At 59.7% G+C, this 12,534-nt stretch carries 9 protein-coding genes; 4 read left to right on the plus strand and 5 right to left on the minus strand.

The annotated features are described in order from the left end of the window. Nucleotide 1: 1 nt before the first annotated feature. Genes nikC through DA915_RS12625 form a run of 3 tightly spaced genes read right to left on the minus strand, consistent with a single transcriptional unit; the run spans nt 2 to nt 3,512 of the window. Entirely contained in the window at nt 2-904 is a 903-nt protein-coding gene (nikC, locus tag DA915_RS12615) for a nickel transporter permease (RefSeq protein ID WP_099085871.1), read from the minus strand. After that, nucleotides 901-1,914, minus strand: a complete 1,014-nt coding sequence (locus tag DA915_RS12620) for an ABC transporter permease (protein ID WP_003503982.1) — start codon at nt 1,912-1,914, stop codon at nt 901-903. The genes nikC and DA915_RS12620 overlap by 4 nt, the downstream gene beginning before the upstream one ends. Nucleotides 1,915-1,916: 2 nt before the next feature. Continuing rightward, entirely contained in the window at nt 1,917-3,512 is a 1,596-nt protein-coding gene (locus DA915_RS12625; protein WP_003503980.1) for an ABC transporter substrate-binding protein, read from the minus strand. A gap of 236 nt (nt 3,513-3,748) precedes the next feature. Between DA915_RS12625 and DA915_RS12630 the strand changes: the two genes are divergently transcribed. After that, nucleotides 3,749-4,789, plus strand: coding sequence for a dipeptidase (locus tag DA915_RS12630; RefSeq protein ID WP_107676023.1), 1,041 nt, complete (start codon nt 3,749-3,751; stop codon nt 4,787-4,789). A gap of 58 nt (nt 4,790-4,847) precedes the next feature. Here DA915_RS12630 and DA915_RS12635 read toward each other — a convergent pair whose 3' ends face one another. Further along, entirely contained in the window at nt 4,848-5,141 is a 294-nt protein-coding gene (locus DA915_RS12635) for a hypothetical protein (protein WP_003503976.1), read from the minus strand. Between the two features lie 275 nt (nt 5,142-5,416). Between DA915_RS12635 and mprF the strand changes: the two genes are divergently transcribed. From mprF to DA915_RS12650, 3 genes are all read left to right on the plus strand, one after another. After that, a complete protein-coding gene (gene mprF, locus DA915_RS12640; RefSeq protein ID WP_087744958.1) occupies nt 5,417-8,017 on the plus strand; it encodes a bifunctional lysylphosphatidylglycerol flippase/synthetase MprF in 2,601 nt (866 codons plus the stop codon). Beyond that, the gene (locus DA915_RS12645) at nt 8,014-9,384 is read left to right on the plus strand and encodes a virulence factor (RefSeq protein ID WP_107675982.1); all 1,371 of its coding nucleotides are present in this window, start codon (nt 8,014-8,016) and stop codon (nt 9,382-9,384) included. Before mprF ends, DA915_RS12645 begins: the two co-directional genes overlap by 4 nt. A gap of 297 nt (nt 9,385-9,681) precedes the next feature. Further along, nucleotides 9,682-11,010: a telomere resolvase gene (locus DA915_RS12650; RefSeq protein WP_107675983.1), complete on the plus strand. Its 1,329-nt coding sequence runs from the start codon at nt 9,682-9,684 to the stop codon at nt 11,008-11,010. Nucleotides 11,011-11,116: 106 nt separating this feature from the next. Here DA915_RS12650 and DA915_RS12655 read toward each other — a convergent pair whose 3' ends face one another. Further along, nucleotides 11,117-12,403, minus strand: a complete 1,287-nt coding sequence (locus DA915_RS12655) for an aromatic acid/H+ symport family MFS transporter (RefSeq protein ID WP_162722709.1) — start codon at nt 12,401-12,403, stop codon at nt 11,117-11,119. Nucleotides 12,404-12,534 lie beyond the last annotated feature (131 nt).

The following is a 12,534-nucleotide window of genomic DNA, read 5'->3' on the forward strand; positions in this document are numbered from 1 at the left end:
CTCAATGTCCCTTCGGGTCGAGCACGTCGCGCAGACCATCGCCAAGGAAGTTGAAGGCGAGCGAAACGAGGAAGATGGCGATGCCCGGAATGGTGGCGACCCACCATTGTTCGAAGATGAAGCGCTTGGCGGTGGCGATCATCGCGCCCCATTCCGGCGACGGCGGCTGCGCGCCCATGCCGAGGAAGCCGAGGCTGGCGGCGGTGATGATGATCGAGCTCATGTCGAGCGTGATGCGCACGATAAGGCTCGGTACGCAGAGCGGCGCGATGTGACGGGCGATGATACGCCAGGCGGAAGCGCCCGTCAGCCGATAGGCCGCGACGAAATCGCTGCCGCGAACCGTCATGGTTTCGGCGCGTGCAAGGCGCGCATAGGGCGGCCAAGCGGTGAGCGCGATAGCGAGAACGGCGCTTTCGACGCCCGGCTTCAGCGCCGCAACGAAGGCAAGCGCCAGGATGAGGCGTGGGAAGGCCAGGAAGACATCCGTCACCCGCATCAACACCGTATCGACGATACCGCCGAAATAACCGGCGATACAGCCGATGGCGAGCCCGATCGGCGCGACCAGAACAACGACGGCAATGACCATACCGAGCGTGACGCGGCCACCATAGAGGATACGCGAAAGGATATCGCGACCCAGCTCATCCGTGCCGAACCAGTGCTCGGCACTCGGAAAGGCGAGGCGGTTGCCGAGGTTCTGCGTCGCCGGATCATAGGGCGCGAGCCATGGCGCCAGCAGCGACAGTGCGATGAAGAGGACGATGATGGTCAGACCGACCACCGCCAGCGGGTTGGACTTGAGGTTGAGCCAGATGCGGTACCGGTTTCCCCAGGCAGCCTGGCTGCGGGAATGCGGCGTCTCATCCAGAGCCCAGTTTCTAAAATTAGCTAACATCATCGAACGCGAGGATCCATAACTCTGTAAAGCACGTCTGCGAGCAGGTTGAGGGCGACATAGATGAAGCCGATCAACAGGGTTGCTCCGACGACCGGGTTCATGTCCGCGTTCATGAGCGAGACGGTGAGATATTGGCCAAGGCCCGGCCAGCTGAACACGGTTTCCGTCACCACGGCGCCTTCGAGAAGGCCGGCATAGGTGAGCGCGAGAACCGTGATGAGCTGCACGGCGACCGTGGGGAAGGCATGGCCCCAGATAACGGTCATGGCGGACAAGCCCTTGGCGCGGGCGGTGATGACATATTCGCCCTTCAGCGCATCGATCATGAAGGCGCGCGTCATGCGGGTGATATAGGCCATGCTGAAATAGGCGAGAATGCAGACGGGCTGCACCATATGGGCGATGGCGTCGTAAAAGGCGTCCCAGTCACCCGCAAGCAGCGTGTCGACCGTCATCAGGCCGGTGACCGGCGAGATCATGCCGTCATAGATGATATCCTGCCGGCCCGGTCCCGGTGCGACGCCGAGCGTGGCGTAAAAGACGAGCAGTGAAATCAGCGCCAGCATGAAGACCGGCACGGAGTGACCGGCAAGGCAGACGACACGGATGACCTGGTCGGTCAGCTTGCCTTGCTTAACCGCCGCCCAGACACCGAGCGGAATGCCGATCAGCGCAGCAAGGATGAGAGCTGCGGTGGCAAGTTCGAAAGTGGCGGGGAAGACGCGTTTGATGTCGATCCAGACCGGATTGCGGGTCAGGATCGAATTGCCGAAATCGCCATGCAGAACCTGCGAGACATAATGGAAGAACTGCACGACCAGCGGCTGGTCGAGACCCATTTCGGCCCGCACCCGCACGATGACGTCTTCGGGCGCATTGTCGCCGACCGCCGCGATGACGGGATCGACGGGCATCACGCGCCCGATCATGAAGGTGATGATCATCAAACCGAACAGCGTCAGGATGACGCTGCCCAGTATCGACGATATGCTTTTAACGCGCTTGTTCAATGTCACGCTTTCTTCGCATCGTGGTAGGAATTGCCCTCGGAGAGAACGCCCAGTTCGAAACCGGAAACGCCCTTGCGGAAGGCCGCTGTCTTGGTGGTCTGGAACATGAACACGAAGGGGCTGTTTTCCATGTGCTCGCGCTGCAGGGCTTCATAAAGCTCCACGCGCTTTGCCGGGTCCTTCTCGTCACGGGCGGCTTCCGCCTTGGCGGCGAAATCGTCGTTCTTGAAACGCGAACGCCACAGGAAGGGCTTCGACTTGGCGTCGTCGCCATTGTCCTTGTTGATGTTGAAGACATCGGCGTTGGAATGCGGATCGAAATAATCCGTGCCCCATGCGGAAAGCGCCATCTGGTGTTCGCGAGCGCGCATCTTGGTCAGGACCTGACGGTTCTCAGCAGACTGCAGACGCACCTTGATGCCGATATCGGCAAGGTTCGCCTGAATGGCCTGCGCCAGATCCGGGTAAGGCTGGGCGGAGTAATGATCCATGGTGATCTCGAAGCCATCGGCAAGGCCGGCTTCCGCCATCAGCGCCTTGGCCTTTTCGACATCGCGCTGGAACGGCGTATCGTCGACGGCGCCGGGGAAACCTTCCGGCTCGAAGCTCTGGTGAACCTTGTGGGACAGCGGCACGATGTTTTCCTGCATACCCTTGTAGTCCAGCGCCCACTTGATCGCCTGCCAGACCTGCGGCTTGGCAAGGTTCTCATTGCCCTGATTGAGCGAGATCAGCACCAGCGAGGCAATGCTCTTGCGCTCCAGCTCAATGTTCGCGTCGTTCTGGGCGCTGCGCAGCTGCTCCGAGGTGAGGTCGCGGGCAATGTCAATATCGCCCTTCTGCAGCATGAGAAGCTGGGAAGACGGATCGGTGACGTGGCGCAGGATGACGCGCTTGATGTTGCCCTTGTAAGGGCCGTTGGGATTGACGGTCAGCGCTACGCTTTCGCTCGGCTTCCAGGCCTGCAGAACGAAATCGCCGGAACCGGCGCTGTTCTTCTGCAGCCAGCCATTGCCGAGGTCTTCGCCCGAAGCATTGGCGAGAACCGCCTTCTTTTCGACGATCGCGCCGATATTGGCGGAGAGGCAATAAAGCAGGAAGGAGATGGCGGTCGGCTTTGCCGTTGTCAGCTTCACCGTCTTGTCGTCGGCGGCAACGATGGTCGTCTCGGCGTTCTCAGGCGTGAAGCCGAACTGGCTGATGATGAAGGCCGGGCTCTTGTTCATCTTGATGGCGCGCTGCAGCGAGAAGGCAACGTCTTCCGCCGTGACTTTCGCACCGCTCGAGAAGGTTGCCTCGTCACCGATCACGAAGGTGAAGACCTTGCTGTCCGCATCGGCTTCCCAGGATTTCGCGATGACCGGATCGACCTTGGTGGAGTCTTCGCGGTTTGCACGCACCAGCTTCTGGTACATGTTGGAGATGATTTCACCGCCCACGGCTTCGAAACCTTCATGCGGATCAAGGCTCGTCATATTGTCCAGCTGCTGGGCGACCACCAGAATATCCTTGGGCGTTGCGGCAAAGGCCGGAATGCGCGCATAGGACAGGAACGGAACGGCAGCGCCGGCAATCAGCAGGTTGCGTCTTGAAATCATCGAAAATCCCCTTTCGGACCTTATTTTTCAGAAACGGTGTGGGTTTGCCCCAATACAGTCATTTTTTTTATGTTTTCCCGCGATTACCACGAGCAAACGAGGCCCGACCAATTCCAAATTTGGCAGAGCCTATGCACGGATTGCATTTGCTCCCGCCTTGACCTTTCCTCTACCAATTCCCAAAAGTCTGAATAGGTGCGCGCCCGCGCCCTCCCCCTATCCGAAGGTGAATGACCATGACCGACCAAAAACCCGTACCCGTCTTCGACGGCCACAACGACGTGCTTCTGCGGTTATGGCGATCGGGCAATGCCTCTCCCGAAACGCTCCTCATCGAAGGGGATACCGTCGGCCACATCGATCTTCCGCGCGCGAAGAAAGGCGGCCTCGCTGGCGGCCTCTGCGCCGCCTATGTGCCTTCACCCAGCATGGACAAGGACGCTAACGGCGACTATCCGACACCCACCGAGGCGGACGCGCTGAAGGCGACGCTCGCCATGGCCGGCCTTTTGTTCCGGGCCGAGAAACAATCAGCAGGCGCGCTCAAGGTCTGCCGCACGGCCGCCGATATCCGCGATGCCATGGCGAAAGGCGCTTTCGCCTCCGTCTTCCATATCGAGGGCGCGGAAGCGATCGGCGCTGATCTGGATGCGCTTTACGTTCTCTACGAAGCGGGCCTTCGCACGCTTGGACCGGTCTGGAGCCGCCCGAACATCTTCGCTTACGGCGTGCCCTTCCGTTTCCCCTCGACGCCGGATATCGGCCCCGGCCTGACGGAGGCCGGCAAGCGGCTGATAAAGACCTGCAACGAACTGAAAATCATGGTCGACCTGTCGCACATGAACGAGCAGGGTTTCTGGGATATCGCCAAGATATCGGATGCGCCGCTGGTGGCATCCCATTCCAACGCCTATGCGCTCTGCAATCACAGCCGTAACCTGACGGACCGTCAACTGGACGCGATCCGTGACACGGGCGGTCTCGCCGGCATCAATTTCGGCGTTCTGTTCCTGCGCCAGGACGGCGTGAAGAACCCGAATACCGATCTGAACGAGCTGGTGCGCCATGTAGACTACATCGTCAACCGTATCGGCATCGATCATGTCGCACTCGGCTCGGATTTCGACGGCACCACCATTCCCGCCGCCATGAAGGATGCAGCCGACCTGCAATTGCTGGTCCAGGCCTTGCGAAACGGTGGTTACGACGACGAGGCGCTTGCCAAGATCAGCCACGGCAACTGGATCCGCGTGCTCGAAAAAACCTGGGGCGCGTGAGGCGTAAATTGCAGTTCATCTCCGGCGCTGAGCGCCGGAGACAGGAAGCGGCAGGCCCTTAAGCCTTTGCCGCTTTTTTCTTGCCGCTCGCCCGGAAAGCCAGAAGCCCGGCGACAACACCGATCATCGCCCATTTCATCGGCAGCACATCCGCCGTCTCGCTGCGGATCGGCAAAACGGTCACGGTGCCCGGACGGGATTCATAACCCATCTGCCCTTTCGCCTTGGCCTCCGCAATCTGCTGCGGCGAAACGACCCATTCGGCACCGCGCATCTTGTCCACCGCCATGTATCCGCCACCGGCCACGAGGGCGACGACGAGTGAAACAACTATTCTTGTGGGCATGTTCATTGGCATCTCCTTCAATCGAAAGGAGCGTGTAATCGCATCAAACGGCACCACCAAGCAACCACAACGGTCAATTTGCCGCCTTTCGGAACAATCCCGCAAACCATGCATTCCATAGTTGCATTTCTCACTCCAGACTTGTTGAAATTCGCGCATGATCGGACACAAACTTCACATCGACACTTCATGCTTTTCTGCTAATCACATTTCCGCAACAGAAACGAATTAGCGACACAATCCTATGGTTCGCCAACAGGAACGGGCGCTGGGCAAAGTAAATGGCAGACAAGAGCGAAATTACACAAACCGATGTTACTGAATCCGCGGTTGAAAGCTTTTTTGCCAGAAACCGTCCTTATCTGACCGCGATTGCCATCACGCTGGTCTTCGTGATGATGACCTTCGCCATCTATCACCTGACCTCCGAAGTCCGTTATGACGACGTCATCGATGCGCTGACGCAGACCTCGGCTTCGGCGGTGCTGCTCGCCATCGTTTTCACCGCGCTCAGCTTTCTGGCGCTGATATTCTATGATGCCAATGCGATCGAATATATCGGCCGCAAGCTGCCCTTTCCGCCCATGGCGGCAACAGCCTTTGCGGCCTATGCCATCGGCAATACCGCCGGTTTCGGCCCTTTGAGCGGTGGCGCCATCCGCTTTCGCGCCTATTCGCGGCTGGGTCTGTCGCCCGGCGAAATCGCCCGCGTCATCGCCTTCGTCACGCTGTCCTTCGGGCTTGGCCTGCTTTCGGTCAGCGCCATCTCCACCTTCATCGTTGCACCGCGCATCGCCGCCATTATCGGCGTTGATGCCGTCATCCTCAGAGGTGCAGCGCTCGCCATCATCGCGGTTCTCGTGGTGGCGGCCTATGTCGGGCGTAACGGGCACGCAATCCGGCTCGGCAAATGGCGGCTGCGCCTCCCGGACAGCCGGACATCGTCGCGCCAGTTCCTCGTCTCCGCCTTCGATATCGCCGCCTCCGCCTCCGTGCTTTATGTCCTCCTGCCCGACACGCATCTCGGTTGGCCGACATTCTTCGCAATCTACGCCACCGCGGTCGGCCTCGGCGTCCTCAGCCATGTGCCGGCCGGTCTTGGCGTCTTCGAAACCGTGATGGTCGCAGGGCTTGGCAATGCCATCAGCGTCGACCAGCTGCTCGGAAGCCTCGTTCTCTACCGCGTGATCTATCACGTCCTGCCGCTGGTGGTGGCCATTCTGGTCATGCTCGTCTCGGAGATGAAGCAGTTCGCGGCAAAGCCTGTTGTCTCCGATATCAGCCAGCTTGCCGTGCGGCTCGCGCCGCCGCTGCTATCAACCTTCGCGATGATCCTCGGCACCATGCTGATCTTCTCGAGCGTGACGCCGACACCCGACAGCAATCTGGATTTCCTGTCCAATTTCGTGCCGCTGCCGATCGTTGAGGCGGCGCATTTTCTGACCAGCATTCTCGGCCTCGTGCTTGTCGTCGCCTCGCGCGGCCTCGGGCAGCGGCTGGATGGCGCCTGGTGGATTGCGCTGGTCGCCGCCTCGCTGGCGCTGGTTCTCTCCCTCCTCAAGGCCATTGCCGTGTTCGAAGCCGCCATTCTCGGCGTCTTCATTGCGGCACTTTCCGTCAATATGCGCAGCTTCAACCGTCATGCCTCGCTGGTGAAACAGGCGCTGGGCCCAAGCTGGCTCGCCGCCATGGCCGTCATCATTGCCGGCGCAGCGACAATCCTGCTCTTCGTTTACCGCGACACGGATTACAGCCAGACATTATGGTGGCAGTTCGAATTCTCCGGAGAAGCGCCGCGCGGATTGCGCGCCCTTTTGGGCCTCGTGCTTGCCTCCTCCACCATCGCCATCTTCAGCCTGATGCGGCCGGTGGCCTTCCGGCCGGACGCCATCAAGGCCGACGACGTCACGAGCGCAACCGGCATCGTCATGACACAGGATGCGGCCGACGCCAATCTGGTACGCATGGGCGACAAGCATGTGATGTTTTCCGAAAGCGGCAACGCCTTCATCATGTACGGCATTCAGGGCCGCTCCTGGATCGCATTTGCCGATCCGGTCGGCGATGAGGATGATTTCCCGGATCTGGTCTGGCAATTTGTGGAAGCCGCCCGCGCTGCCGGTGCACGCGCCGCCTTCTATCAGATTTCACCTTTCCTCCTCTCCCATTGCGCCGATGCGGGCCTGCGCGCCTTCAAGCTGGGCGAACTGGCGCTGGTCGATCTCACCGCATTCGAGCTGAAGGGCGGCAAGCTCGCCAATCTTCGCCAGTCGCTGAGCCGCGGCGCGCGCGACGGACTGACCTTCGAGGTGATCGAGCAAGCGCAGGTGGCGGATATTATGGATGAGCTGAAACAGGTCTCCGACGGCTGGCTCGCCCACCACAATACCCGGGAAAAGCGCTTCTCGCTCGGCGCTTTCGAGCCGGATTACATCCTGTCGCAACCCGTCGCCGTGCTGCGTAAGGATGGAAAGATCACCGCTTTCGCCAATCTGATGGTGACCGCCACGAAAAAGGAAGCCACCGTCGATCTCATGCGTTTTTCGCCGGATGCGCCACGCGGCTCGATGGATTTTCTCTTCGTCAGCATCATGCAATATCTGCGCGAGGCCGGCTATGAGAGCTTCAATCTCGGCATGGCGCCGATGTCCGGCATGTCGAAGCGCGATGCGGCACCCGTCTGGGACCGCATCGGCAGCACGCTTTTCGAACACGGCGAACGTTTCTACAACTTCAAGGGACTTCGCGCCTTCAAGGCAAAGTTCCACCCGAAATGGGAACCGCGTTACCTTGCCGTGCAGAACGGCGCAGACGCCGCTCTGGCGCTGATGGACGCGACGGTTCTGATTAGCGGCGGCGTCCGAGGAGTGATCGGAAAATGAGAAAATCCAGCATGTTGAAAGCGGTCCTTGCCGCCTCCGCCCTGTTTGCCTCCACCGCAGTTTTTGCTGAGGACAAGCCCGCTTACGAGACTGGCATGATCCCCGCCGAGCACATCATGGTGCCGGATGGCGAAATTCTCGCCAGCGTCTTCCTGATTTCCGACGCGGATGGATGGACGAGCGCCGACGAGACCCGCGCCAAGACGCTCGTGGAAAAAGGCGCCGCCGTGGTCGGCATCGACTTCAGGGAATATCTGAAGGCGCTCGAGGCCGATGAAGACGAATGCATCTATATGATCTCGGACATCGAGTCGCTGTCGCAGCAGATCCAGCGCACCGCCGGAACCAGCAGCTATCGCCAGCCCATCCTCTCCGGCATCGGCAAGGGCGGAACGCTGGCACTGGCGATGATTGCGCAGAGCCCGGTCTCCACCGTGCGGGAAGCCATCGCCGTCGACCCCAAGGCCGGCCTGCCGCTGGAGAAGATCCTCTGCACCCCCGCCACCAAGGACAAGGCGGATGGCGAAACGGTCTATGGCCTGACCGATGGCCCGCTGCCCGCCCCCGTGAGCGTGCTGTTCACGCCGGCTGCGGACCAGAAGGGCCGCGATCACGTCAACGCACTCGTCAAGCTGCATCCCGATATCGACGTGACGGATGTGGATGACAAGGCGGACGAGGTTCTGACCCAGACCCTGTCCGACCACATCGACGCCGCAGGCGACACCGACAGCCCGCTCGGCCTGCCGATCAAGGTTCTGGAAACCAGCCCGGTCATGGACACCATGGCGGTGATCTATTCCGGCGACGGCGGCTGGCGCGATCTCGATGAAGAGGTGGGCGGCGCATTGCAGAAGCAGGGTATTCCCGTGATCGGCGTCGATGCGCTGCGTTATTTCTGGAAAGAAAAACAGCCGCAGGAAGTGGCGGGCGACCTTGCACGCATCATCGACACCTATCGCAAGGAATGGAAGGTTCGCAACGTCGTGCTGATCGGCTATTCCTTCGGTGCCGACATCATTCCCGCCACCTATAACCTCCTGCCGGAACGGGCGAAATCACATGTCGTGCAGCTCACTCTCATGGGCCTGTCCACGGAAGTGGATTTCGAAATTTCCGTTCAGGGCTGGCTCGGCGTTGCCGGAGAGGGCAAGGGCGGCAAGACCGTAGATGATATCGCCAAGATCGATCCGAAACTGGTGCAGTGCATCTATGGCACGGAGGAAGAGGATGAAGACCCCTGCCCCGGCTTGAAGGCGAAGGGCGTGGAAACGCTCGGCATCGAAGGCGGCCATCATTTCGACGAGGATTACGAGGCGCTTGCCAACAAGATCGTGGCAGCGCTGAAGACCCGACTTCCGAAGTAAGCCGGCCAATCGCGGCAGGCTTGGCAGACATTCCGAAGCCGCGCGAATAATTCCGCTGGATTTTACCGGTATGAACCATGGAAGCCGGCAGCATTTTCCAGCTTCCTGGGCGAGCGACGCCGCTCGGAAACCGTTTCCCATATTTTCCTAAATCACCGCCATGCTTGCGGAATCGGTCAAACTATTATTCAAAAGAAATCGGCCTGCGGCGAATGTTCATCATATTCCCGCAACCATGCTGTTGTTGATCGCCAAAGATGGATTTTATATTTCCCGACCGGTTCAGGGAGCCGCCGCATGCCCGCCTTAAAACGAAAAACAAAAACACCGGTCCTCGTCAAACGCATCGATCAATTCGTTGGTGAGGTCAGGGAGGCGATGAAAAGCGATGAGACGCTGCGAAACAGAAAAATCCGTGATCTGTGGGATGCCGAGGTCCGCTATCATTTCGACAATGGCCGCACCGAAAAGACGCTCGAACTCTACATCATGAAATACCGCTATGCCCTGAAGGCTGAATTCGGCGCAAAGAGCACTCCGCTTGCCATCTGCAACATGAAGAAGCTGCGCGAGCGGCTGAAAACCTATATCGAACGGGCCGACTATCCGAAAAACGGCGTCGCGACATCGATTGTCGAAAAAATCGAGCGGGCGGAATTCAATACCGCCGGCCGCAAGCCGACCGTTCTTCTGCGCATCGCGGATTTCATTTCGGCGATGAATGGCATGGGAACGAAAGACGAGATGCAGACCCTGTGGAATGCTGAAATCAGCACCATGAAGGGCAGAGCCCAGACCACGATCATCTCCTATATCACCAAATATCGTAACGCCATCCGCGAGGCCTTCGGCGACGATCACCCGATGTTGAAGATCGCCACCGGCGATGCCGCGATGTATGACGATGCGCGCCGGGTGAAGATGGAGAAGATCGCCAGAAAGCACGGCGCACTGATTACCTTCGAGAATTATCGGCAGGTTCTGAAGATCTGCGCCGATAAACTCCTGTCGGCCGATCCCCTGATGATCGGCATCGGCCTGATCGGCATGACCGGACGCCGCCCCTATGAGGTCTTTACCCAGGCGGAATTTTCACCTGCCCCCTATGGCAAGGGCGTTTCCAAATGGAGCCTCCTGTTCAACGGTCAGGCCAAGACGAAGCAGGGTGAGGGAACGAAATTCGGGGTGACCTATGAAATCCCGGTGCTTGCCCGCTCGGAAACCATTCTGGCTGCCTATAAGCGCCTACGCGAAAGCGGGCAGGGAAAATTGTGGCATGGCATGTCGATCGATGATTTTTCGTCGGAAACCCGCCTGCTGCTCAGGGATACGGTCTTTAACCTGTTCGAGGATCTCTGGCCGAAGGAAGAGCTTCCCAAGCCGTATGGCCTTCGGCATCTCTATGCCGAGGTGGCCTTTCACAATTTCGCGCCGCCGCATGTGACCAAGAACAGCTATTTCGCCGCCATTCTCGGACACAACAATAACGACCTCGAAACGTCGCTTTCCTATATGACCTATACGCTGCCGGAAGATCGCGACGATGCGCTGGCACGGGCCAAACGCACGAACGAACGGACGTTGCAGCAGATGGCGACGATCGCACCGGTTTCCCGTAAGGCATGATGAGTTAGAGTTTTCTAGCATTCTCCGGGCGTAAAACCGCTCCGCAGCTTTGCCGGAAATGCTCCGGCCGCGGATTTCAGTCCTCCGCGGCCAGCCGTTTCATTCATCAAACCCGCGCGTCACCGGAGGTGCGGTAAAGCAGGGTCAATACCGTCAGCATCAGCCCCACGAGTGCGACCGACCCGAAAATGTAGAAATTCCACTCGGGCGCCAGACCTCGCTGCAGCACGAGGCCGCCGATCATCGGGCCGGCAATGCCGCCGAGCCGCCCGACCGCCAGCGAAAAGCCGAGACCCGTGCCGCGAATATGGACGGGATAAAGCCGCCCCACCAGAACATTGGCGAGAATCTGGGTTCCGATGGTGCCCGCACCCGCAAGGGCGACGAAGGCATAAAGAAGCGGACCCTTGTTCACCGTCAGGGCAAAGATCGAGGCGGCGCCGATGGCAAACAGGATCGCCACGACCACCTTGACGTTGCCCTTGTCAGCAAATCGCCCGCCGATGAGAATACCGATCGCGGCCCCGACATTGAGCATGACGGAAAAGCTGAGCGCCGAACTGATGTCATAACCCATCCTGTTCATGATGGTGGGCAGCCAGTTGACCATGCCGAAGGTGAGAAGCAGCGAGCAGAAGTGGATGCCCCAGGCATTCAGCGTAGAGAGCAGCCGGCCTTCCGAGAACAGCGCGCCGACACCGCCCTTTTGAATTTTCGAATGCGGCGCGATGCGTTGCAAACCGTAGCTGTCGCAAATGCCGTCAGCCTCCGCCTGCCGGCCCTTGCTTGCCAGCCATTCCGGCGATTCCGGCAGAAACCGCATGAAGATCGGCAGAAGAACAAGCGGCAGACCGCCTATCAGCATCAAAGGCCGCCAGCCATAGGTCTCCAGAAGGAGGATGCCCATGACGCCAGAGATAATGCCGCCGATAAGATAACCGAGGAAGGACAGGGAATTGGCCTGCGCCCTGCGCTGCGGCGGCGAAAATTCCAGCACCAGCGCGGTAACCGTCGGCAACAGCGCGCCCAGCCCGAGACCGGCAAAAAAGCGCGTGATTTCGAAGGCGAGAAAATTCGGCGTCATGGCCGAGGCGATCATCATCGCCGAAAAACCGGCGAGGCTGAGAAGAACCACCTTCCGGCGGCCGATGCGATCGGCCATGGTGCCGGCAAAAAGCGCGCCTAGCAGCATGCCCACCAGCGTCAGCGCGGCTGCGCGCCCAACCATGGCGGGGTTGAGCGCCCATGCGCTTTCTTTCAAGAGCGCCGGTGCGACCGCGCCATAAACGACGAGATCGTAACCGTCAAACATGATCATCAGGCCGCATGTCGCGATAACGCCGGCCGGGTTCTTCGTCCGCACTGACGCGGCGCTCAGATAATTCGTGGACATGTTCCTCCCTTTCACGCATGAACGCGCCATCCGGAATGGATAAGCGTCTTCCCGTCCCTGCGATATCCTCCGTGAGTGCCCGGCGTGCTCCACCCTGATATGTGTCCCGCTCCTGTCAAGCCACATATCGC

Source organism: Agrobacterium sp. LAD9 (assembly GCF_003031125.1).
In the GTDB taxonomy this organism is placed as follows: Bacteria; Pseudomonadota; Alphaproteobacteria; order Rhizobiales; family Rhizobiaceae; genus Agrobacterium; species Agrobacterium radiobacter.

What these genes read in the sequence shown, in the direction of transcription:
- DA915_RS12650 (WP_107675983.1), top strand. Translation starts at nt 9,682, where the DNA reads ATGCCCGCCTTAAAACGAAAAACAAAAACACCGGTCCTCGTCAAACGC.
- nikC (WP_099085871.1), bottom strand. Translation starts at nt 904, where the DNA reads ATGATGTTAGCTAATTTTAGAAACTGGGCTCTGGATGAGACGCCGCAT.
- DA915_RS12635 (WP_003503976.1), bottom strand. Translation starts at nt 5,141, where the DNA reads ATGAACATGCCCACAAGAATAGTTGTTTCACTCGTCGTCGCCCTCGTG.
- DA915_RS12625 (WP_003503980.1), bottom strand. Translation starts at nt 3,512, where the DNA reads ATGATTTCAAGACGCAACCTGCTGATTGCCGGCGCTGCCGTTCCGTTC.
- DA915_RS12655 (WP_162722709.1), bottom strand. Translation starts at nt 12,403, where the DNA reads ATGTCCACGAATTATCTGAGCGCCGCGTCAGTGCGGACGAAGAACCCG.
- DA915_RS12645 (WP_107675982.1), top strand. Translation starts at nt 8,014, where the DNA reads ATGAGAAAATCCAGCATGTTGAAAGCGGTCCTTGCCGCCTCCGCCCTG.
- mprF (WP_087744958.1), top strand. Translation starts at nt 5,417, where the DNA reads ATGGCAGACAAGAGCGAAATTACACAAACCGATGTTACTGAATCCGCG.
- DA915_RS12630 (WP_107676023.1), top strand. Translation starts at nt 3,749, where the DNA reads ATGACCGACCAAAAACCCGTACCCGTCTTCGACGGCCACAACGACGTG.